Raw genomic sequence first — 20,736 nt, forward strand, 5'->3', positions numbered from 1 at the left:
GCAGCTTTTCCTTGTCGAAGATCATCTGCTCGCGGCTCAGGCCGGTCAGGTCGTAGAGCGTCGTCAGCTCGATGGCGTCCACCGGGCAGGCTTCCTCGCACATGCCGCAGTAGATGCACCGGAGTTCGTCGATCACGAACGTCTCCGGGTACTTCTCGCGGTCCGTCCACCCGGCCGGGGCGGGGGCGGCGACGATGTCGATGCAGTGGGCCGGGCAGGCGGTCGCGCACATGTAGCACGCGACGCATTTCGTGCGGCCCTCGTGGTCGCGGTTGAGCCGGTGGACGCCGCGGTAGTTGCCGGGCAGCGTCGGCTCCTGTTCCGGGTACTGTTCCGTGACCTTCTTCTTGAACATGTGGCCGACGGTCGTGCGGAGGCCGTCCGCGATGGCGGGCAGGTAGAGTTGCCCGAGCAGGCCGAGCTTCGGCTCCTGCACCCAGGCCACGTCTTTCTCGGTGATCGGCATCCCAACACCTCGTTAGTCCACCCCGTTCGACCATGCATCGACGTAGGCTTTGAGTGTTTCCTTCAACCACTCACCGTAGCTGCCGGCTAATTCGTTGAACGGCGTTTCCCGAAATGGCATGTGGTACACCACGGGATGCTCACCGTCCGGTCTGGTGCGGCTGAAATCTAAACACACGTATCCGTCTTGATCCGGTTCCACGACCAAATACTGGTCTGGCAACTTACAGTGTTCACGCCCTAACTTTGTAACGGTCCAAGCACATTCTCGCCCACCATCGACAATCCCCTGCATGATCCCAGCGTATGTGCCTTCGATGATGCTGAAAGCTCCGAAGGTCTTGAGGAACGTCCTGTAAGTTGGCGGCATCGCTCGGCCGAAGACCGCCTCTAATTCCCGGACTGAATCCTCCGATGCAGGTCCGTAGACGTAGGTTTCCTGCTCCAATTCCTTCATGCGATCTAGCAGCGGTACGATTTCATCCATCACACCACGCCCGCCGGCAAGCCTGGCGGAAGTTTTGCGACCTTCCGCTTCGGGGCGGTCACGTTCCCGCCGGTGATGACGCCCCACATCCCCGCGCCGAGGAACAGCACCGCGGACGCGACCGTCATCGACCACTTCGGCAACTCGAACTGCAAGATCAACAGCACGCACACGAGGTTCAACAGCGCGAGCGGGATCATCACCTTCCACGCCAGCGACATCAGTTGGTCGAACCGGAACCGCGGGATCGTCCACCGCACGAGCAGGAACAGCGCGATGAACGCGAACATCTTCGCCGCGAGGACGACGAGCTTCAGCAGCACGCCGGCGGTCGTGAGGTCGTCCGCGGCCGTCAGGCCGGGGAAGTGCCAGCCGCCGAAGAACAGGACGCTCATCAGGAAGCTCGTCGTAATCATGTGGGCGTACTCGGCGAGGAGCAGCATCCCGAGCTTCAGCGACGAGTACTCCGTGTGGTAGCCGCCGACGAGTTCCTGTTCCGATTCCGGCAGGTCGAACGGCAGGCGGTTGCACTCGGCGAACACGCTGGTCATGAACAGCAGGAACGCGAGCGGCATGTACGCCACGTACCAGACGCCGCCTGCGATCTGCTGGGCGATGATCGTTTCGGGGTTCAGCGACCCGGCTAGCAGCACGACGCCGAGGATGCTCATGCCGAGCGGGATCTCGTAGCTGATGATCTGGGCCGACGACCGCAGCGAGCCGAGGAGGGCGTACTTGTTGTTCGCGCTCCACCCGGCCAGGATGACGCCGTACACGGCCAGCGACCCGACCGCGAACGTGTACAGGATGCCGATGTCGAGGCCCGGCGCGATCACGAACGAGAACGACTCGGCGTAGGGCTGCTGCGCGGCCTCGTACCGCTGCAGGGCGTTGCCGTCCGCCGTGGCGACGGCCGCGGGCGGGGCGACGGTCCCGCCGACCGGGACGACGGCGATGGCGAGCATGGCGGTGCCGAACGCGACCATCGGGGCGAGCAGGAAGAACACCTTGTCCACGTGGGCCGGGATGACGTCCTCCTTGAGGAACATCTTCCCGCCGTCCACGATGGGCTGCAGCAGCCCCCAAGGGCCGACGCGGTTCGGGCCGAGCCGGTCCTGCACCCACGCGGCGACCTTCCGCTCCGCGAGGATCAGGTACGCGACGGTCCCCAGCACGACCGCGACCACGCCGCCGATGATGAGTCCCGTGTACAGCCAGTTGAACGTCGGCATATCGTTGAAAACCTTTTTTCACCGCAGAGGTCGCGGAGAACGCAGAGAAGAATACAGAGAAAATCCAGACAGAGTTATTTTGTCTTCAAACCAATCTTCTCTCTGTTTTCCTCTCTGCGTTCTCCGCGACCTCTGCGGTGAAAATCTTTAAACCGTGGCCAGTTCCAATCGCTTCCCGACGGTCGGCAGCTTCACGTCCGCGAGAGAGGCGAACGCGGGCATCGCCTTCGCCACGTCCTTGCGGACGGTCGCGGCCGTCGCCAGCCCCTTGCGGCTGCCGATGTCGAAGGCCAGTTGCAACTCCGCCCGCGTCTCGACCGGCGGCTTCGCGGCCCGCGGGAACGACTGGGCCAGCCCCGCGTGGTTGACGAACGTGCCGTCCTTCTCGAAGGCGGCGGTCGCGGGCAGGAAGTACGTCGCCGCATCCGACAGTTTCGTCGGGAAGAAGTCCTGCACCACCAGCAGCGACGGCGGGGCGTGTGGCGTTTGCACGGCCGCGTTCACGAACTCCGGGTTCGGGTAGCCGCCGGCGAACCAGACCGCGGACAGCGAGCCGAATTCCGGCAGCACGTCCGCGAACGGGATGACCTCGCCTTGCAGCTTCGTCAGCACCGCCTCGACGCCCTTGCGGTTCGGGCACTTCTCGGCCCGGATCGTGAACTTCGTCGGCTCGACCGGGTTGCCCTTCACGTCCTTCGGGTAGCGGTCGTCCTCGCCGACGACCGGGACCGGGCCGAGGACGAGGCGGACGAGTTCGGACATCTTCTTGAAGGCGTTGCCGAGGGCGTACGCTTCCTCGACCGTCAGGAACGGTGAGAGGACGACGACGACCCGCTTCGGACTCATCAGCACCGCCTCGTCGAGGGCGTACTTGAGCTTCGGCAGCAGTTGCGTCCAGTTCGCGGGCTGCCACGTTCCGCCGGCCTTCGCCAGCGGCCGGGTGACGCGGTCCGGCGAGCGGACGTAGTGGTAGCCCCACCGGCCCTCGTCGCACATCCAGTAGCCTTGCGCGTCGAGGTTCGTGCGGGCACGGAGGCGGTAGACGATGTCCTTGTTCGTGTCGGTGTGGACGCTGCACCCGGTGCTGCAACCGGGGCAGACGTTGTCCGTCGTCTTCAGGTACCAGACCCGCTGTGTGTACAGGAAGTCCTTCGACCCGAGCGCCCCGACCGGGCAAAGGTCCACGACGTTGCCGGACAGCTTGTTTTCGAGCGGCCGGCCGGGGAAGACGTCGATCTCCTCGTGGTGGCCGCGGCCGACGACTTGCAGTTCGCCCGTGCCGGACACCTCGCGGGTGAACCGCACGCACCGGGTGCAGAGGATGCACCGGTCCGTGAACAGCGTGATCTTGCTGCTCAGGTGCGGCTTGTTCGGCGGCGTGTTCTTCTCGTCCACCAGCCGCGACTCGCTCCGCCCGAACTGGTACGAGTAGTCCTGCAGCTTGCACTCCCCGGCCTTGTCGCACACCGGGCAGTCGAGCGGGTGGTTGAGGAGCAGCCCCTCGAGCGTGTCGGCCTGCGACTTCTTCGCCCGGTCGCCCGGCTGGTACGCCGGGTCGTAGCCGAGCTTCGCGAGCTTCGGGTCGCGCTTCTCGTAGTCGCCGGTAACGATGACCGTCCCGTCCTTCACCGGCGTCTGGCAGCCGGGGAAGACCTTCGGGATCATCGTGACCTTGCCGTCCTTGAGGTCGCCCATCTCGACGAGGCACATGCGGCAGGACGCGACGACCGACAGGCCGGGGTGGTAGCAGTAGTGCGGGACGTGGACGCCCGCCAGCTCGGCCGCCTGGACGCAGTTCAGCTTCTGGGTGCCGATCTCGACCGGCTCGTCGTTCACGTAAACCGTTGGCATGGGTCTTCCAAAGTAGTAGGCACACTCCGTGTGCCGTCTCCTTCATGCTCCCAGAGAGTTCGTCCGAGTCGCTGCGGCCCCGAGCAGACGGCACACGGAGTGTGCCTACTACTATTTGTTCGCGAGGTACTGCTTAACTTGGTCGGCCGACGCGCGGCTGGCGGTCCCGGCGACTAACACGATCCCGCCGGCCTTATCCGCGTCGATCTCGTAGGCCCACAGCCCGCCCTTGTTCTTCGTGTCCGTCAGGATGATGACGCCCTCGTCGATCTGCTTCAAGATGTTCGGGGCGTCCCGCTTCAGGCTGTTCTTGATGTCGCTGGCCGACGGCATCCGGTTGTTTTCCAGCTCCATCGCGAAGATCAGCGTGCCGAGTTGGCTCATGTCGTTGAGCGCCACCGTCCGCCGCCCTGCTTGCCGAACACCGCCGAGCGTGCTGCTGCCGGGAACCGGGGCCGTGTTTCGATCGTCCACCTGCACCGGCTGCGGGGCGGGGGCCTGCTCGTTCGGCTTCGGGGCCGGCGCGGCCGAATTCTTCTTCTTGCACCCGCCCGCGGCGAGCGTCGCGCCGATCAGCATGAGCGTGAAGAACCGCATGGCCGCCCCTCCCGTGGTTAATGCGCCCCCGCCATCTGGAGCTTCGCGTACTTGCTCCTCGTGCCGTCCTTGATCGCCGCCTCGAACTCCGCGCGGAACTTGCGGATGGCCGTCTTCACGGGCCAGCCCGCGCCGTCGCTGAGGCCACAGATCGTCGTGCCGGGGATGATGCCGATGCGGTCGGCCACGTCCACCAGCACGTCCAGGTCTTCCCGCCGCCCCAACCCGCGGCGGAGGCGGTCGGTTATCTTCAGCATCCAGCCCGTCCCCTCGCGGCACGGGGTGCATTGCCCGCAGCTCTCGTGGCTGAAGAACTGGCAGACGTTGTGCAGCACGTCCACCATGCTCGTCTGGTCGTCCACCACGGCAATGGCCGCCGTGCCGAGGCCGAGGCAGCCGACCTTGCCGGGGCCGTTGAAGTCGAGCGGGATGTCGTACTCGGTCTTACCGTCCTCGCCCTTGAGCGGGGCGTCGCAGTCGATGAACCCCATGCTCAGGCCGCCGGGGTTGACGGACTTCGCCTTCCGCCCCTTCCACACGCCGCCGCCGTGTTTCTCGACCAGTTCCCGGCAGGTCACGCCCATCGGCAGCTCGACGCACTTCGGCTCGTTGACGTGCCCGGCGATGGTGTACAGCTTCGGCCCGTAGCTGCCGGCGTCCCGCGGGTTCTTCGGGTCGGGCGGCACGCCGAGCGACTTGAACCAGTCGTTCCCCTTCTTCATGATGTGCGTGACGCAGGCCATCGTCTCGACGTTGTTCACGATCGTCGGCTTGCGGAACGCCCCTTCGATCGCCGGGAACGGCGGCTTGATCCGCGGCCACGCCCGCTTGCCTTCGAGCGACTCGATGAGGCCCGTCTCCTCGCCGCAGATGTACGCCCCGGCCCCGCGGTGCAAGTAAATGTCGAGGTCGAACCCGGACCCGTTGATGTTCTTGCCGAGCAGCTTCGCGTCGTACAGCTCGTCGATAGCGGCTTGCAACGAGCGGTAGGCCGTGCCGTACTCGTACCGGATGTAGAAGTAGGCGACTGCCGATTTGATCGCGTAGCACGAGAGCATGATGCCCTCGAGTACCTGATGGGGGTCCTTCTCCATCAGGATGCGGTTGTTGTAAGTACAGGGTTCCGACTCGTCGGCGTTGATGCACAGGTAAATCGGGCCGGGGTGGTCCTTCGGCAGGAACGTCCACTTGAGGCCGGTGGGGAACCCCGCCCCGCCGCGGCCGCGGAGGCCGGAGTCCTTGACCTGCGTGACCACGTCGAGCGGCTTCTTGTCCTTGAGGACGCGCTCGAACGTGGCGTACCCGCCGTCGGCGAGGTAGCCCTCGAGCTTGCCGCTGTTCGGCTTCTCCACGCGGGCCAGGAGTGTGGGTTCAAAGGTTGCCATGCGATTCAGTTCTTGAGTTCCGCGATCAGCCTGTCCGCCGCCTCGGGCGTCACGTTCATGACGTGCTCGTCGTCCTTGAGGCACGCCGGCGCGCCGTCGCACGCCCCGATGCACTCCGCGAACTCCAACGTAATCTTGCCGTCACTCGTGGTGTGGCCGCACGCCACGCCGAGCTTGTGCTCGCAGTGTTCGATCAACTCGTAGGCCCCGCGGAGCATGCACGCAAGCCCGCGGCAGACCCACAGTCGCGTCTTGCCGAGCTTGTCGTCGCCGGTCTTGAAGAATTCGTAGAAGGTCATCGTGTCGTGGACTTCCGCCGGGTGGAGGTCCAGCAACTCCGCGATCTCGACGATCGCCTCGTTCGACACCGTCCGGTACTCGTCGTGGACGAGGTGCAACGCCGGGAGCGTGACCGCCTGCTTCCGCGGGTAGCGGGGGATGTACGCTTTGATGCGGTTCTTGATGTCTTCGCTCAGCACGCCCATCGTTGCCTCACTCGCTCCCCGCGGCCTGCTGCACGGCCGGCATGAGGTCGTTGAACTCCTCGATCCGCAACATGCGGATGTCTCGGACGCTCACCGAGAACCACGGGAACGCGCGGCCCAGTTCCATCGCCGCCATCACGCCCGTCACCGCGTTGACGGCCTCGCCGCCGAAGTACGTGCTGCCCTGCTGCCAGCGGAATCCGTAGCGTTCGAGCACTCGGCGGATTTCAAGGTGGGCCCCGTTGTACGGGTCGCCGTAGTGCTGCCGGAGCGACTCGATGTCCATGTCGAACGCGATGGCATACATGCGGCCTCCCGTCTCGTCAGGAAGACCTTGGCGGAGTGGTGCGGACGCAGGTTGTTCGAGGATTCCGGTTGCCATCGTCGTACCTCGCTATCGATCCAGCTCCGCCGCGATGATGTTCAAGCTCCCCAGCACGGCCGGCACGTCGCTGATCTGGTGGCCTTCCATCAGGTGCGGGAAGGTCGCGAAGTGGATGAACGACGGCGGCCGCGTCCGCGCCCGCCACGCCGTCCCGCCGCCGTTCGTCACGAGGTAGAAGCCGAGTTCGCCGTTGGCCGTCTCGTTCGCGCCGTACACCTCGTTCACCGGCGTCTCGAACCGACGGTTCCACATGAACAGCTCGAAGTGCTGGATCAGCCCCTCGATGCTGCGGTACGTGGACGCCTTGTCCGGGATGCCGAGCTTGTCGTCCGCCGCGATGTTCACCGGGCCGCTCGGCAAGTTCTCGACCGCCGCCTGGATGATGTTGTAGGACTGCAACATCTCTTCCATGCGAACGAGATAGCGCGCCAGGCAGTCGCCGCCCTTCGAGCAGGCGATCTTGAACGCGCCGTTCAGTTCGCCGTAGGCCAGGTACGGCTCGTCCTTCCGCAGGTCCCGCACGACGCCGGACGCCCGCGCGACCGGGCCGGTGACGCTCATGTTGATCGCCTCGTCCTTCGTCAGCACGCCGATGCCGCGGGTCCGGTCGAGGAAAATCTTGTTGCGGTTCAGCAGCCGGCACACGTCCGCGTGGACGCCGGGGAAGCTCTTGAGGAAGACGCGGATGAGCTGCACCCAGTCGTCCGTCACGTCGGCCATCAGCCCGCCGACGCGGGTGTAGCTCGGGTGGAACCGCTGGCCGCTGGCCTGCTCGATGATGTTGTAAATCTTCTCCCGCTCGTTGAACGCGTACAGGAACGCGGTCAGCCCGCCGAGGTCGAGGGCCGCCGCCCCGACGCACAGCAGGTGGTCCGAAATGCGGGCCAACTCCGCGAGGATGGTGCGGACGTACTTGCACCGCGGCGTGATCTCGATGCCGAGCAGCTTCTCGACCGTGTGGTGCCACGCGACCTCGTTGGCGACCGGCGAGATGTAGTTCATCCGGTCAACGATGGTCACGTACTGGTTGAAGTCGAGGTCCTCGCCGAGCTTCTCGAACCCGCTGTGCAGGAACCCGATGTCCGGCACGGCCTTCACGATCGTCTCGCCGTCGAGCGTGAGGATGAGCCGCAGCGTCGTGTGCGTGGCCGGGTGCTGCGGGCCGAAGTTCAGGGTGTAAAGGAACTCCTGGTCCGCGCCAGCTTCCGTCGCGAGATCGAGCGATTCAAGTGGCATGGTTCAATCTCACCCCTCGGCCCGCGTGACCTTCTCGAAGTTGTGCCGCTCGCCGTAGCCCCGCAGCGGGTAGTCCTTCCGCAGCGGGTAGCTCGTGAACTCGCTCGGCAGCAGGATGCGCCGCAGGTCCGGGTGGCCGGGGAACGAGATGCCGAACATGTCGAACACCTCCCGCTCCATCCAGTCGGCCCCGCGCCACAGGTTCGTCACCGTCGGCAGCTCCGGGTCCGGGTCGTTCACGTGCGTCTTCACGAACAGCCGCTCGCCGGTGCTGACGTTCGTGAGGGCGTACACCACGCCGAACCGGTCGGTCGCATCCGGGTAGCCGAGGTAGTCGATCCCCGCGAGGTCGCAGAGCATGTCGAACCCGAACTGCTCCTTGAGCGTCCGCAACACGTCGTAAACCTTCTCCGGCCCGACGACGACGCGGAGGTTGTCGCGGAACTCTTCGCCGCGGACGGCGTCGCCGAACTTCTGCTGCAACGGTACGAGGTAGTTCGCGGGCATAACGAAACCCTTATTCACCGCAGAGAACGCTGAGTACGCAGAGAAAAAACAAAGAAAAAATTCAAAACAAATCTCGGTTATTTCTCTCTGAATTCCCCTCCGCGGTCTTTGCGTCCTCTGCGGTGAAACTTCTTATTGTCCCACCAGTGGCAGATGTCGCACCCGCGTCCCGGTGCGGTAGTCGCCGGGTGTCGTCACCAGTTGCTCCGGCGGCAGGTCGTTCACCAGCGGGGCCGGTCCCTCGTAGGCCGTGCGGCGGAAGAACTCACGGGCGTTGACCGTGCCGGTCGCCTGAATCTTCTCTTGCAGGTCGAGCACGGCCCGGATCAGTTGCTCCGGCCGCGGCGGGCAGCCCGGCACGTACACGTCCACCGGGATGAACCGGTCGATCCCCTGCACGACCGCGTAGGTGTCGAACACGCCGCCGCTGCTGGCACACGCCCCCATGCTGATGCACCACTTCGGCTCCGGCATTTGCAGCCAGATGCGTTGCATCACCGGGACCATCTTCATCACCACCCGGCCGGCGACGATCATCACGTCGCACTGCCGGGGGCTGAACCGCATCGCCTCGCTGCCGAACCGGGCGATGTCGTATCGCGAACTGGCCGTCGCCATCAGCTCGATCCCGCAGCACGCGGTCGCGAACGGCATCGGCCAGAGGCTGTGCTTGCGGACCCACGACGCCAATGCGTCCAGGTTGCTGACGAAGACGTTCTCGTCGAGCTTCATCGCCACTGGAACACCCCCTTCTTCCAGGCGTACACGTAGGCGATGGCCAACGTCGCGAGGAACACGAGGATTTCGACGAACACGATCAGGCCGAACACCGACTTCCAGTACGGGTCGCCGCCGCCGGAGAACGCGATCACCGCCCACGGGTACAGGAACAGGAGTTCCACGTCGAACACGAGGAACAGGATCGCGATCAGGTAGAACTTAATATCGAACTGCATCCGGGCGGACCCGATCGGGTCCATGCCGGACTCGTAGGGCATCTGCTTCACCGCCGTCGGGCGTTGCGGCTTGAGGAACGGCAGCAAGTAGCCAACGTGTGTGGCCGCGAGCATCGTCATCGCGAGGCCGACGATCACGCCGACGTAGATGAGCAGCGGGTAGTACGCGGACAGGTCGAACGCCGGTTCGAGGCCGGCGGGCGTGAGCACGGGAGAGGCTACGGCCATTGGTTCGTCACTCCCTTCGACGAGGGGCGCGACTTTGTGAAAAAATTCACAAGCATCGTTCGACACCGCTATGGTAGGTGCGAACCGGGGACTGTCAAGGAAGTTCAGAAATGACCCAGCGGCCGCACGGGGGTTTCCCGTCGGCGCGAACGGTCATAGCAATTCCGCACCCGCTTCTCGGAGGTTGCCATGCGGCTCGCCGTCCTCACCCTGCTCGTGATCGTGTCCCCGGTTGCGGCCGAGCCGCCGAAGCTGTTCGCCCGCGAGAACCTCGTCGCGTGGTGCGTCGTCCCGTTCGACGGCAAGAAGCGCGGGCCGGACGAGCGGGCCGCGATGATGGCGAAGCTTGGCTTCCGCCACTACGCCTACGACTGGCGGGACCAGCACCTGCCGACGTTCGAGCAGGAACTCGCCGCGATCAAGCGGGAGGGCATCACGCTCGACGCGGTGTGGTTCCCGGCGTCGCTCGACAAGAACGCGAAGTTCTTCCTGTACGCCCTGGCGAAGCACAAGATTCGGGCACAACTCTGGGTGACGATGAACGGCGGCTCCGTCACGACAACACCGGAGGAACAGTCGAAGCGCGTCAAGCTGCACGCCGACGCGATCCGACCCATCGCGGAAGCGGCGGACAAGATCGGCTGCACCGTCGGTCTCTACAACCATGGTGGCTGGTTCGGCGAGCCGGAGAATCAAATCGCGATCATCGACGAGCTGAAGCTGAAGAACGTCGGCGTCGTCTACAACCTGCACCACGGCCACGACCACCTCGACCGCTTTCCCACGCTGTTAAAGGCGATGAAGCCGCACCTGTACGCGCTGAACCTGAACGGCATGGTGAAGGGCGGGGACCAAGTGGGGAAGAAGATTCTGCCGCTCGGCCAGGGGGACGAGGACTTGAAGCTACTGAAAGCAATCGCCGAGAGCGGGTACAACGGCCGCGTCGGGATCATCGGCCACACGGACGACGACGTTGAACAGCGATTGCTCGACAACCTCGACGGCCTCGACTGGCTCGTGCCGCAGCTCGCTGGCAAACCGCCGGGGGCGAAGCCGTCGCCGAGGACGTGGAAAAAGTAATCGTGTTGCCCAGACCCGCGGCGGCCATAGTAGTAGGCACACTCCGTGTGCCGTCTGCTGAGTGCCGCGGAAACCTTCATGAACTCGCGGCTACGACGAACAGACGGCACACGGAGTGTGCCTACTACTATGACTTCCGATGGTTGAAGCCCTTTCACAGTTCGTTCCTGACTCGCTCGCGTTGATACTCGCAGCCTTGGTCGCGGCCGGGCTGGTGTTCGCGTTCGTCGGCCTCGCCGCGTTCCTGTTCATCTGGGGCGAACGTAAAGTCTCCGGCCGCATCCAGGACCGGCTCGGCCCCACCCGCGTCGGCAAGTTCGGCCTGCTGCAATCCCTCGCCGACGGCATCAAGCTCGTCACGAAGGAAGACTTCGTCCCCGCCGGGTCGGACAAGCTGCTGTTCCGGATCGCCCCGTTCGTCGCGTTTTGCGCGTCGTTCGCCGGGTTCATCGCCCTACCGTTCGCGGAGGGCGTCGTCACCCAGTCGCTGAACGTCGGCGCGTTCTTCCTACTCGCCGTGCTGAGCAGCGAGGTCTTCGGCGTGATGCTCGCCGGGTACTCGTCGGCGAACAAGTGGTCGCTGTTCGGCGGCGTCCGTGAGGCGGCGCAGGTCGTCAGCTACGAAATCCCGCGGTCCATCTGCGTGCTGGTCCCGATCTGCATCGGCGGGACGTTAAACCTGAACGCGATCGCGCGGCAGCAGGAAGGTTTCTTCTGGAACTGGTACGTCTTCCACGACCCGTTCACATTCGTAGCCTTCTTCCTCTTCTTCATCGTCGCGACGGCGAGCTGCAAGCGCGCCCCGTTCGACCTGGCGGAAGCCGAGAGCGAACTCGTCGCCGGGTTCCTGACCGAGTACAGCGGGATGCGGTGGTCGTACTTCTTCCTCGCCGAGTACGCGAGCATGTTCGCCGTCAGCGGGCTGGCGACGCTCCTGTTCCTCGGCGGCTGGCACCCCGGCGTCCTGCCGTTCGAGCCGGCCAACCAGTTCGGCAGCGTCGTCGGCAACCTGCTCGACCTCGGCGTGTTCATCCTGAAGGGGTCCGTCCTGGTCGTGGTGATGATGTGGGTGCGGTGGAGCCTGCCGCGGCTGCGGATTGACCAGGTCATGCTGACGTGCCTGAAGTATTTCCTGCCGATCAGTTGCGGCCTGCTCGTCGGCGTCTGCGTCTGGCAACTGTTCGTGCCGAAATCGGTCGCGGAAGGAACGAAGTTGGTTCTTGCCGTCGGCTCCGTCGTTGGCACGCTCGGCGTTCTGATCGCCGCGGCCCGGATAAAGCCGACCCCACAGGCGTCGGGGGCGTTCGCGAAGTCATGACCCTCGACGCGATTCTCTTCACGATCCTCGCGGCCGTGATCGCGACCTCCGCGGTCGGCGTCGTCGCGTCCGCGTCGATCGTCCGGTCGGCCGTGTTCCTGCTGTTCACACTCATCGGCGTGGCGTTCCTGTACTTCCTCCTCGGGGCCGAGTTCCTCGGCGCGACGCAGTTGATCGTCTACGTCGGCGGCACGCTCGTGCTGCTCGTCTTCGGCGGGATGCTCACGTCCGGCGGGCCGTTCCACGTTCTGAAAACGAAGGTCGCCGAGTGGGTTCTCGGCCTCGGCGTGGCCGGACTGATTTTCGCCGTTCTCGTGAAGGTGTCGCTCGAACTCGGCGAAGGCCGGACGACTACCCACGACATTCCCGGCCCCGGTCCGCTCGGGCTGTCGTTCCTGACGACGCACCTGCTGCCGTTCGAGATCGTGTCCGTCCACCTGCTCGTCGTGCTGATCGGCGCGGCCTATCTCGCCCGAGCGAAGAAGAAAGCGAGTCCGCCCTGATGGACCTCGGCCTCTCCCACTTCCTCGCCCTGTCCGCGTTCCTATTCGCCTGCGGCGTCCTGTGCATCGCCACGAAGCGAAACGCCATCGGCGTCCTCATGGGTGTCGAACTGGTGCTGAACGCCGCGAACATCAACTTCGTGGCGTTCGCCCGGTACACGCCGGCGTTCCGCGCGGACGGCCAAATCTTTGCCGTGATGGTGATCGTCCTGGCGGCCGCGGAGGCGGCCGTGGCGCTGGCCATCATTCTGAACTTCTACAACAACCGCGGCAGCGTGGACGTGGACGACGCGACCGAGCTGAAGGGGTGACATGCCCGACTTCCTGCGAGACGTGCCCGGCCGCCTCTTCCTGGCCGCGACGCTGCTGCCGCTGCTGGCGTTCGCGGTGTTGCTATGCGTCGGTATGGTCGGCCGTATCTACAAGCTGAAAGCCGACCGCTCGCCGCTGACCGCCGTTTTTGCCACCCTCTGTCTCACCCTCGCCGCCGCGTGTTCCGTCGTCGGCCTCTCCTGGTTCCTGCACGACGCGGAACACCTTCACGACCAACCCCACACCATGTCCGCGCGGTGGGGCGAGCGGGTCGAGTGGCTGCAAATCGGCGGCTGGAAGGCCGACCACCGACAGGCCCGCAGCATCGAAATCGGCTACCGCGTCGATCACCTGACGGCCGCGATGGTCACGATGGTCACGGTCGTCGGCACGCTCATCTTCGTCTTCTCGCTCGGCTACATGAAGGACGAGCGGAACGCCGTCGTCGAGGACCAGCACGCCCACGTCCGTCGTCGCGGGCGGTTCGGCCGATTCTACCTGTACCTGTCGCTGTTCGCGTTCGCGATGCTGAACATCCTGATCGCGGACAACCTGTTCCAGATCTTCGTCGGTTGGGAACTCGTCGGTGTGTCGTCGTTCTTCCTGATCGGCTTCTACACGGAACGGAAGTCGGCGAGCACGGCCGCGAACAAGGCGTTCATCGTCAACCGCGTCGGCGACGCCGGGTTCCTGATCGCGCTCGCCGTCGCGTGGGTCCACGTCGGCAGTTTCAACCTCGACGTGCTGTTCGCGAAGGCGTCCGCGATGCCGGCCGACGCCCTCTGGCTGCTCGGCCTCGGCATCCTCTGCGGGTGCGCCGGGAAGTCGGCACAGGTTCCGCTACACACGTGGCTGCCGGACGCGATGGAAGGCCCGACGCCGGTGTCCGCCCTCATCCACGCCGCCACGATGGTCGCCGCCGGGGTGTACCTCGTGGGCCGCTGCTTCCCGCTGTTCACGCCGGACGTGCTGCTCGTGATCGCGTACCTCGGCGCGGCGACGATGATCTTGAGCGCCCTCGTCGCCGTCGTGCAGACCGACATCAAGCGGGTGCTGGCGTACTCGACCTGCTCGCAGCTCGGGTTCATGATGCTCGCCCTCGGCCTCGGCGCGTGGACCGCCGGCCTCCTGCACCTGCTCACGCACGCCTTCTTCAAAGCCCTTTTGTTCCTCGCGGCCGGGAGTGTGATCCACGGGCTGAACCACGAGCAAGACCTGTCGAAGATGGGCGGCCTGCGGCGGAAGATGCCGGTGACGGCGTACACGATGCTCGTCGGCGTCCTCGCCATCGCCGGGATGCCACTGCTCTCCGGGTGGTACTCGAAGGAGATGATTCTGTCGCACGTCGTCGGCTCCGCGGCCGCCGACGGCGTGGCCCGGCCGTTGTTGCTGTTCCTACCGTTTCTGACGGCCGGGCTGACGAGCTACTACATGTTCCGCCTCTGGTTCCTCGCGTTCGCCGGCGAGCCGCGGGACGAGCACCTGTACGAACACGCCCACGAGTCGCCGCCGGTGATGACGCTGCCGCTCGTCGTCCTCGCAGTCTTCAGCGTCGGCGTCGCGTGGGGCTGGCCGGTATGGGACTCGGAGGCGAGTCAGCTCGGGAAGCTGCTGCACCACGGCCAACCGGAAATTGTAACCTCTCGATACGCGAAGGCTCATCACGCGGCAGAAGAGTTTCACCTGCCCACGACGGCCCTCGCGTTCGCCGTCGCCGCGTTAGCCTTCGCCACCGCGCTCGTCTCGCACCGGCAAGGCAAGCTCCTGACGCCCGGCCGCCCGCTGTGGCTGCACCGGCTGTTCGCGAAGAAGTTTTACTTCGACGACCTGTACGACGCTTTGTTCACTCGGCCGACGGTGAAGCTTGCCGAAGTCTCGGCCGTCGCGGACAAGAACCCGGACGTGAAGCCGTTCCACCTCCGCTCGCTCGACGGCGTGCTGAACGCGATCGCCGACACGTTCGTCGCCCTCGGCGAGGGCGCTCGCCGCCTGCAGACCGGGCGGCTGCGGGGCTACGTCCTCGCGTTGGGGTTGACGGTCGCGGCTGGGTTGGGGATTCTTCTCCGATATTCACGCTGAATCACGGGATGACCGGATGGACCCGAACGCTCGCGAAGTGGACATGATCTGGCTGTCGGCGCAGGTGTTCCTGCCGCTGGCCGTGGCCGCGCTGTTGCTCGTCGTGCCAGGGCGGTTCAAGGAGCTGATGCGGTGGCTCGCGCTGTTCGGCTGCGCCGCCACGCTCGCGCTCTCGCTCTGCCTGTGGGTCGATTACTACCACCGCGTCCTCGAGTACCGCTCCGACCGGTCCGTCGAGTCGATGTACCACCCGGCCGCAAGCCTCGAAGCGCGGGTCGAACACCAGCAGAGCCTCTCGTCGCAGGCCGTGCCGGGGCCGTACCTCAGCATCGACCTCGTCACCGTCCGCACCTGGATCAGCGCGTTCGGCGTGAACTACGCCCTCGGCGTGGACGGGCTGAACCTGCTCATGGTGATCCTCACGGCCCTCGTCACGCTGTTGGCGGTCGCGGCCAGTTGGAAGATCGACGACCGCACGAAGGGCTACCTCGTCCTCGTCCTCACGCTCGAGTCCGGCGTCATCGGCGCGTTCCTCAGCCTCGACCTGTTCCTCTTCTACGTCTTCTACGAGGTCATGCTGCTGCCGATGTACTTCCTCATCGGCCTATGGGGCGGCGGGCGGCGGAAGTACGCGGCGCTGAAGTTCGTCATCTACACGCTCGCCGGCAGCGTCGGCCTGCTCGCGGCGATGATCGCGCTCTACACGGTGGACGTGCGGGACTTCGTGGACCAGGGCGTCGTCGAGCGGCAGGCCGAGGAGATGGTCCGCCGCAACCGGTCGCTGCAGATGACCGACGCCCGCCGGTTCGTCGCCGTCCACAGCTTCGACATCGTCACACTCTCGAAGCTCGGCCGCGCCGCCATGCTCGTGCTCACCGGGCAGGAGGACCGCATCGCCGTCCGCGACCCGGCGAAGGAACTCGCCCCGCCGTCGGCGAAGGCCCCGGTCGAACTGTTCGCCCCCGGCGTGGACCGTGACGCGGCGCTCAAGCGGTTGAAGGCGTCCAACGTCTGCAACCCGACGTTCCAGTACGTCGTCTTCGCGCTCCTGTTCCTCGGCTTCGCGGTGAAGGTTCCAGTCGTCGGGCTGCACTCGTGGCTGCCGGACGCGCACGTCGAGGCCCCGACGCCGGTGAGCATGATCCTCGCCGGCGTGCTGCTGAAGCTCGGCGGGTACGGCCTCATCCGCATCGCGTTCCCGCTCTGCCCGTGGGCGGCGGCGGAACTCGCGTGGTGGGTCGGCCTCCTCGGCGCGGTCGGCATCGTTTACGGCGCGTTCGTCGCGATGGGGCAGACCGACTTCAAGAAGCTGCTCGCGTACTCGTCCGTCAGCCACATGGGGTACGTCATCCTCGGCCTCGCCGCGTGGTCGTCGGCCGAGAACTCGCAGTACTGGGAACTCGGCGTCAACGGCGCGGTCTACCAGATGCTCGCCCACGGCATCACGGCGTCGGCGTTGTTCTTCGTCGTCGGCGTCGTGTACGAGCGGGCGCACCACCGCGAGCTGAACCACCTCGGCGGGCTGACCGAACCGATGCCGATGTACGCCGGCATGAGTGTCGTCCTGTTCTTCGCGTCGATGGGGGTACCGCCGCTGTGCGGGTTCGTCGGCGAGTTCAAGGTGATGATGGCCGCGTGGGCGTTCGCCCCGCCGCTGGCCGTCGCCGCGATCCTGGCGACGGTCCTGACGGCCGCGTACCTGCTCTGGGCGTGGCAGCGGGCGTTCCTCGGCGTGAACGAGAAGGCGAAGGACTACCCGGACCTGACCGCCCGCGAGTTCGTAATCCTGCTGCCGTTCGTGCTGCTGGCGATTGCCCTCGGCCTGTTCCCGAGCGTGCTGATCCTGAGTTGGGTCGAGCCGAGCATCGCCGGGTGGGTCGAAAACCTGAGCGTGCTTAAAAAATAGGCAACCTGCCGGGTTGGCAGGCGTCGCCGCCACCGCCGCCACCGCCACGGGTGGCCCCCCGTGGCGGAATCGCCACTTGGGTTGACGCGACACTTATAATGTAAAATTGTTCACATTTCTTACGATCGGTCGAAACCCCATTCGGTGCAACACGTCCTGCTCGACATTGATGCCCGGCGCGACCTCGATCAGCTCGACGCCGTCCGCGGTCAGTTGAAACACGGCCCGCTCCGTCACGTACAGCACCCGCTGGCCCTTCCGTCGGGCGACCGGGCCGCTGAACGAAATCTGCTCCACGGCCGGCACGAACTTCCGCACCCGGCCCTCGCGGACGATCCGCAGCTTCCCGCCTTCGACTTCCACCTCCAATCCGTCGGACGTGAACGTCCCACAGAACACGACCGTCCGCGCGGTCTGGCTGATGTTCACGAACCCGCCGACGCCGGCCACGCGGCTGCCGAACCGGGAGACGTTCACGTTGCCGGTCGCGTCGATCTGGGCCGCGCCGAGGGCGGCGAAGTCGAGGCCGCCGCCGTCGTAGAAGTCGAACTGGCTCGGCTGGTCGATCACCGCCTGCGGGAACGCGGCCGCCCCGAAACTCAGCCCGCCGGCCGGGACGCCGCCGATCGGCCCGCTCTCGACCGTCAGCGTCACGCGGTCGAGCAGCTTCCGCTCCGCGGCCACCCTCGCGATCCCCTCCGGCATCCCGATGCCGAGGTTCGCGATGTCGCCGGGCCGCAGTTCGTCGCATGCGCGGATGGCAATGATGCGCCGGGCGTCGGGCGGCATCGTCGCGAACTCGTAGTCGATGTCGAGGCCCGGCTCGCCGTAGGCCGGGTTGAAGGCTTCCGCGAACGTCTGGTCGTGCTCCCCGTCAACCGCGACGACGATCCGGTCGATCAGGATTCCCGGCACGCGGACGTGCTTCGGGTCGGCGGGGCGGTCGAGCAACTTCTTCACCTGGGCGATGACCGTCCCGCCGCTGTTCCGCGCGGCCTGCGCCATCGGCAGCACCTCGCCGAGGATCGCCTCCTCGTCCATGACGAGGTTGCCGTGCGGGTCGGCGGCCGTGCCGCGGATGAGCGCGACGTGGATGGGGAACGCCTTGTAGAGCAGCCAAGGTCGGCCGCCGAGTTCGACCCGCTCGACGAGCGGCTCCGCCGCCCGGCCGTTCAACCGGCCGCCGGAAATGGCGGGGTCGATGAACGTGCCGAGGCCGACGTGCGTGACGCACCCCGGCCGCCCCGCGGCGATGTCGCGGTAGAGCTGGCAGACGACGCCCTGCGGAAAGTTGTACGCCTCGATCTTCTCGTCCACGGCGAGGCGGCCGATCTTCGGCACGAGGCCCCAGTGCCCGCCGACGACGCGGCGGAGCAGCCCCTCGTGGCCGAGGTGGTTCAGCCCGCGCGTCTTGCCGTCGCCTTGTCCGGCGGCGTACACGAGCGTGAGGTCGCGCGGCCGCCCGGTGGCAAGGAACCGGCGTTCGAGGGCGGCGGTGAGGCTTTCCGGATGGGCCGCGCCGACGAACCCTCCGGAAGCGACGGTCTGCCCGTCGGCGATGAGCGCCACGGCGTCGTCGGCGGAAGAGAGGAGGCGGTCGCGGCGGGGCATGCGACTGTTGTAGAAACGCGAAAGCCCAGGCACGGCCGTGCCTGGGCTTTCACGGGAAAAGAAAGACCTACTTCTTCGCCATCCGGCTCATCGCCGCGACGCGGGCGGCCATCTTCGACTTCGTCGCCTTCTCCGCGTCGTTCGACGCCGGCAGCGCGTCCGCCTTCGACCGCTCGGCCGCGATCAGCGCCGCCGTCACGTCGTCCTTCTTGCGGGCGAACTGCGTCAGCACGTTCACCACGTTCTTCGCCACCTGCGCGAACCCGCCGTCGATGAAGAACGTCCGCGTCTCGCCGCCGTGCTTGATCCGCAACTCGCCCGGCCCGAGCTGGCCGACGAACGGCGAGTGGTTCGCCATCACGCCGAACTCGCCGTCGAACAGCGGCAGCACCACCATGTCCGCGGCCTCGTCCAGCACCGCCCGCTCGGGGGTGACGACGACCACCTTCAGCGTTTTGCCCGTGGTATCGGCCATTTGAGACTCGGGTATGTCGGGTATCGGGTTTCGGGTATCGCAGAACCGGACACCGGGCGGGTCGCTTGTTTGCGAAACCCGAAACCCGATACCCGATAGACCCGATGTCCTACTTGCCGCCGGTCGCCTTCTTCAGCGCCTCTTCCGCCTGGGCCGCCGCTTCCTCGATCGTGCCGACGTACATGAACGCCGACTCCGGCAGGTGGTCCCACTTGCCGTCCGCGATCTCCTTGAAGCTGCGGATCGACTCCTTCAGCGGCGTCACGTTCCCCGGCTTGCCGGTGAACGCCTCGGCCACGATGAACGGCTGCGACAGGAACCGCTCGATCCGCCGGGCGCGGGCCACGACCTGCTTGTCCTCTTCCGACAACTCGTCCACGCCGAGGATGGCGATGATGTCCTGCAGTTCGCGGTAGCGCTGGAGAATCCGCTTCACCCGGTCCGCGACGACGAAGTGCTCCTCGCCGACGATGGCCGGGTCGAGCAGGCGACTGTTCGACGCGAGCGGGTCGATGGCCGGGTAGATGCCCTTTTCCGAGATGGAGCGCTCGAGGTAGATGAACGCGTCCAGGTGCTGGAACGTGTTGGCCGGGGCCGGGTCGGTCGGGTCGTCGGCCGGGACGTACACGGCCTGCACGGACGTAATCGCCCCCTTCGCCGTCGAGGTGATCCGCTCCTGCAACTCGCCCATCTCGGTGGCGAGCGTCGGCTGGTAGCCCACGGCGCTCGGCATCCGGCCGAGGAGGGCCGACACTTCCGACCCCGCCTGACTGAACCGGAAGATGTTGTCTACAAACATGAGCGTCTCAGCGCCCGTTGCGTCGCGGAACCACTCGGCCATCGTCAGCGCCGACAGCGCGACCCGGAGCCGCGCGCCCGGCGGCTCGTTCATCTGGCCGAACACCATCGCCGTGCTCTCGAGCACCTGCTTGGCGTCCGCCCCCACGCCGGTCTTCGTCTCCTGCATTTCCAGCCAGAGGTCGTTCCCCTCGCGGGTCCGCTCGCCGACGCCGGCGAACACCGAGTACCCCTTGTACACCTTCGCGATCCGTGAGATGAGTTCCTGCAGAATGACCGTCTTGCCGAGGCCGGCCCCGCCGAACAGCCCGGCCTTGCCGCCCCGCGCGAGCGGGGTAAGCAGGTCGATGACCTTGATGCCGGTCTCGAGGATTTCGGACTTCGGCGACAGCTCGTTGAACTTCGGCGGCTCGCGGTGGATCGGCCGCTTCTCGTCGGCCTTTACCGGGCCGCGGCCGTCGATCGGCTCGCCGAGCAGGTTGAAGACGCGGCCGAGCGTGCCGTACCCGACCGGCACGGACAGGGCCGCCCCGGTGTCGGTGGCCGACATGCCGCGGACGAGGCCGTCGGTGCTGCCGAGGGCGACGCACCGGACGCGGCTGCCGCCGAGGTGCTGCTGGACCTCGCCGGTCAACCCGATGGCGACGCCGCGGGTGGCGTCCTCGATCCGGAGGGCGTTGTAAATCTCCGGCAGGTGGCCGTCCTCGAACTCCACGTCGAACGTCGAGCCGATGATCTGCACGATTTTGCCGGTCTTCTGCGCGGTAGCAACCATGTATGACTCTCCCCGGTATGTTGTCTTCGGCGAACGGCACGGCGTAAGCGTGCCGGTGTTCTGTC

Annotated in this window: 21 protein-coding genes; 6 read left to right on the forward strand and 15 right to left on the reverse strand. The window is 66.1% G+C overall.

Annotated elements, in window-relative coordinates:
- The 12 genes from AC5JJ2_RS04890 to AC5JJ2_RS04945 form a co-directional block, all read right to left on the reverse strand.
- A partial coding sequence (locus AC5JJ2_RS04890) for a NuoI/complex I 23 kDa subunit family protein (protein WP_495856842.1) occupies positions 1 to 466 on the reverse strand: 466 nt, incomplete at its 3' end.
- 12 nt (positions 467 to 478) lie between these two features.
- The gene (locus AC5JJ2_RS04895; RefSeq protein WP_495856843.1) at positions 479 to 952 is read right to left on the reverse strand and encodes an SMI1/KNR4 family protein; all 474 of its coding nucleotides are present in this window, start codon (positions 950 to 952) and stop codon (positions 479 to 481) included.
- Positions 952 to 2,184 (reverse strand): NADH-quinone oxidoreductase subunit NuoH, encoded by a 1,233-nt coding sequence (nuoH, locus tag AC5JJ2_RS04900; RefSeq protein ID WP_495856844.1) that lies wholly within the window; start codon positions 2,182 to 2,184, stop codon positions 952 to 954. The genes AC5JJ2_RS04895 and nuoH (AC5JJ2_RS04900) overlap by 1 nt, the downstream gene beginning before the upstream one ends.
- A gap of 147 nt (positions 2,185 to 2,331) precedes the next feature.
- Positions 2,332 to 4,035 (reverse strand): NADH-quinone oxidoreductase subunit G, encoded by a 1,704-nt coding sequence (locus tag AC5JJ2_RS04905; RefSeq protein ID WP_495856845.1) that lies wholly within the window; start codon positions 4,033 to 4,035, stop codon positions 2,332 to 2,334.
- Positions 4,036 to 4,146: 111 nt separating this feature from the next.
- Positions 4,147 to 4,632 (reverse strand): hypothetical protein, encoded by a 486-nt coding sequence (locus tag AC5JJ2_RS04910; RefSeq protein WP_495856846.1) that lies wholly within the window; start codon positions 4,630 to 4,632, stop codon positions 4,147 to 4,149.
- Positions 4,633 to 4,649: 17 nt separating this feature from the next.
- Entirely contained in the window at positions 4,650 to 6,017 is a 1,368-nt protein-coding gene (gene nuoF, locus AC5JJ2_RS04915; RefSeq protein ID WP_495856847.1) for an NADH-quinone oxidoreductase subunit NuoF, read from the reverse strand.
- Positions 6,018 to 6,022: 5 nt separating this feature from the next.
- Positions 6,023 to 6,502, reverse strand: coding sequence for an NADH-quinone oxidoreductase subunit NuoE family protein (locus AC5JJ2_RS04920; RefSeq protein WP_495856848.1), 480 nt, complete (start codon positions 6,500 to 6,502; stop codon positions 6,023 to 6,025).
- A gap of 7 nt (positions 6,503 to 6,509) precedes the next feature.
- On the reverse strand, positions 6,510 to 6,809 hold the full coding sequence (locus AC5JJ2_RS04925; protein WP_495856849.1) for a virulence factor: 300 nt from the start codon (positions 6,807 to 6,809) through the stop codon (positions 6,510 to 6,512).
- Between the two features lie 87 nt (positions 6,810 to 6,896).
- Positions 6,897 to 8,123: an NADH-quinone oxidoreductase subunit D gene (locus tag AC5JJ2_RS04930; protein WP_495856850.1), complete on the reverse strand. Its 1,227-nt coding sequence runs from the start codon at positions 8,121 to 8,123 to the stop codon at positions 6,897 to 6,899.
- Positions 8,124 to 8,132: 9 nt separating this feature from the next.
- The gene (locus tag AC5JJ2_RS04935; RefSeq protein ID WP_495856851.1) at positions 8,133 to 8,630 is read right to left on the reverse strand and encodes an NADH-quinone oxidoreductase subunit C; all 498 of its coding nucleotides are present in this window, start codon (positions 8,628 to 8,630) and stop codon (positions 8,133 to 8,135) included.
- Between the two features lie 132 nt (positions 8,631 to 8,762).
- The gene (locus tag AC5JJ2_RS04940; protein ID WP_495856937.1) at positions 8,763 to 9,362 is read right to left on the reverse strand and encodes an NADH-quinone oxidoreductase subunit B; all 600 of its coding nucleotides are present in this window, start codon (positions 9,360 to 9,362) and stop codon (positions 8,763 to 8,765) included.
- Complete coding sequence (locus AC5JJ2_RS04945) at positions 9,359 to 9,814, reverse strand: NADH-quinone oxidoreductase subunit A (protein WP_495856852.1); 456 nt, start codon at positions 9,812 to 9,814, stop codon at positions 9,359 to 9,361. The genes AC5JJ2_RS04940 and AC5JJ2_RS04945 overlap by 4 nt, the downstream gene beginning before the upstream one ends.
- A 189-nt stretch (positions 9,815 to 10,003) precedes the next feature.
- Between AC5JJ2_RS04945 and AC5JJ2_RS04950 the strand changes: the two genes are divergently transcribed.
- From AC5JJ2_RS04950 to AC5JJ2_RS04975, 6 genes are all read left to right on the forward strand, one after another.
- Entirely contained in the window at positions 10,004 to 10,894 is an 891-nt protein-coding gene (locus tag AC5JJ2_RS04950) for a sugar phosphate isomerase/epimerase family protein (protein WP_495856853.1), read from the forward strand.
- A 181-nt stretch (positions 10,895 to 11,075) separates the two neighbouring features.
- Complete coding sequence (gene nuoH / locus AC5JJ2_RS04955) at positions 11,076 to 12,212, forward strand: NADH-quinone oxidoreductase subunit NuoH (protein WP_495856854.1); 1,137 nt, start codon at positions 11,076 to 11,078, stop codon at positions 12,210 to 12,212.
- Positions 12,209 to 12,715: an NADH-quinone oxidoreductase subunit J family protein gene (locus AC5JJ2_RS04960; protein WP_495856855.1), complete on the forward strand. Its 507-nt coding sequence runs from the start codon at positions 12,209 to 12,211 to the stop codon at positions 12,713 to 12,715. Before nuoH (AC5JJ2_RS04955) ends, AC5JJ2_RS04960 begins: the two co-directional genes overlap by 4 nt.
- Positions 12,715 to 13,026 (forward strand): NADH-quinone oxidoreductase subunit NuoK, encoded by a 312-nt coding sequence (nuoK, locus tag AC5JJ2_RS04965; RefSeq protein ID WP_495856856.1) that lies wholly within the window; start codon positions 12,715 to 12,717, stop codon positions 13,024 to 13,026. Before AC5JJ2_RS04960 ends, nuoK begins: the two co-directional genes overlap by 1 nt.
- 1 nt (position 13,027) lies before the next feature.
- Positions 13,028 to 15,106 (forward strand): NADH-quinone oxidoreductase subunit L, encoded by a 2,079-nt coding sequence (gene nuoL / locus AC5JJ2_RS04970; protein WP_495856857.1) that lies wholly within the window; start codon positions 13,028 to 13,030, stop codon positions 15,104 to 15,106.
- Positions 15,107 to 15,122: 16 nt separating this feature from the next.
- The gene (locus AC5JJ2_RS04975; RefSeq protein ID WP_495856858.1) at positions 15,123 to 17,012 is read left to right on the forward strand and encodes a complex I subunit 4 family protein; all 1,890 of its coding nucleotides are present in this window, start codon (positions 15,123 to 15,125) and stop codon (positions 17,010 to 17,012) included.
- A 93-nt stretch (positions 17,013 to 17,105) separates the two neighbouring features.
- Here the strand turns inward: AC5JJ2_RS04975 and AC5JJ2_RS04980 are convergent, their stop codons facing one another.
- The 3 genes from AC5JJ2_RS04980 to atpD all read right to left on the reverse strand — a co-directional run bounded on the left by AC5JJ2_RS04980 (position 17,106) and on the right by atpD (position 20,671).
- Positions 17,106 to 18,623 (reverse strand): acyl CoA:acetate/3-ketoacid CoA transferase, encoded by a 1,518-nt coding sequence (locus AC5JJ2_RS04980; protein ID WP_495856859.1) that lies wholly within the window; start codon positions 18,621 to 18,623, stop codon positions 17,106 to 17,108.
- Between the two features lie 67 nt (positions 18,624 to 18,690).
- Entirely contained in the window at positions 18,691 to 19,098 is a 408-nt protein-coding gene (gene atpC, locus AC5JJ2_RS04985; protein WP_495856860.1) for an ATP synthase F1 subunit epsilon, read from the reverse strand.
- A gap of 109 nt (positions 19,099 to 19,207) precedes the next feature.
- Positions 19,208 to 20,671, reverse strand: coding sequence for a F0F1 ATP synthase subunit beta (gene atpD, locus AC5JJ2_RS04990; protein WP_495856861.1), 1,464 nt, complete (start codon positions 20,669 to 20,671; stop codon positions 19,208 to 19,210).
- Positions 20,672 to 20,736: the final 65 nt, after the last annotated feature.

It is taken from the genome of Limnoglobus sp., from assembly GCF_059499385.1.

Coding starts and splice junctions, on each gene's coding strand:
- AC5JJ2_RS04895 (WP_495856843.1), bottom strand. CDS start 952: ATGGATGAAATCGTACCGCTGCTAGATCGCATGAAGGAATTGGAGCAG.
- nuoH (WP_495856844.1), bottom strand. CDS start 2,184: ATGCCGACGTTCAACTGGCTGTACACGGGACTCATCATCGGCGGCGTG.
- AC5JJ2_RS04905 (WP_495856845.1), bottom strand. CDS start 4,035: ATGCCAACGGTTTACGTGAACGACGAGCCGGTCGAGATCGGCACCCAG.
- AC5JJ2_RS04910 (WP_495856846.1), bottom strand. CDS start 4,632: ATGCGGTTCTTCACGCTCATGCTGATCGGCGCGACGCTCGCCGCGGGC.
- nuoF (WP_495856847.1), bottom strand. CDS start 6,017: ATGGCAACCTTTGAACCCACACTCCTGGCCCGCGTGGAGAAGCCGAAC.
- AC5JJ2_RS04920 (WP_495856848.1), bottom strand. CDS start 6,502: ATGGGCGTGCTGAGCGAAGACATCAAGAACCGCATCAAAGCGTACATC.
- AC5JJ2_RS04925 (WP_495856849.1), bottom strand. CDS start 6,809: ATGTATGCCATCGCGTTCGACATGGACATCGAGTCGCTCCGGCAGCAC.
- AC5JJ2_RS04930 (WP_495856850.1), bottom strand. CDS start 8,123: ATGCCACTTGAATCGCTCGATCTCGCGACGGAAGCTGGCGCGGACCAG.
- AC5JJ2_RS04935 (WP_495856851.1), bottom strand. CDS start 8,630: ATGCCCGCGAACTACCTCGTACCGTTGCAGCAGAAGTTCGGCGACGCC.
- AC5JJ2_RS04940 (WP_495856937.1), bottom strand. CDS start 9,362: ATGAAGCTCGACGAGAACGTCTTCGTCAGCAACCTGGACGCATTGGCG.
- AC5JJ2_RS04945 (WP_495856852.1), bottom strand. CDS start 9,814: ATGGCCGTAGCCTCTCCCGTGCTCACGCCCGCCGGCCTCGAACCGGCG.
- AC5JJ2_RS04950 (WP_495856853.1), top strand. CDS start 10,004: ATGCGGCTCGCCGTCCTCACCCTGCTCGTGATCGTGTCCCCGGTTGCG.
- AC5JJ2_RS04960 (WP_495856855.1), top strand. CDS start 12,209: ATGACCCTCGACGCGATTCTCTTCACGATCCTCGCGGCCGTGATCGCG.
- nuoK (WP_495856856.1), top strand. CDS start 12,715: ATGGACCTCGGCCTCTCCCACTTCCTCGCCCTGTCCGCGTTCCTATTC.
- nuoL (WP_495856857.1), top strand. CDS start 13,028: ATGCCCGACTTCCTGCGAGACGTGCCCGGCCGCCTCTTCCTGGCCGCG.
- AC5JJ2_RS04975 (WP_495856858.1), top strand. CDS start 15,123: ATGGACCCGAACGCTCGCGAAGTGGACATGATCTGGCTGTCGGCGCAG.
- AC5JJ2_RS04980 (WP_495856859.1), bottom strand. CDS start 18,623: ATGCCCCGCCGCGACCGCCTCCTCTCTTCCGCCGACGACGCCGTGGCG.
- atpC (WP_495856860.1), bottom strand. CDS start 19,098: ATGGCCGATACCACGGGCAAAACGCTGAAGGTGGTCGTCGTCACCCCC.
- atpD (WP_495856861.1), bottom strand. CDS start 20,671: ATGGTTGCTACCGCGCAGAAGACCGGCAAAATCGTGCAGATCATCGGC.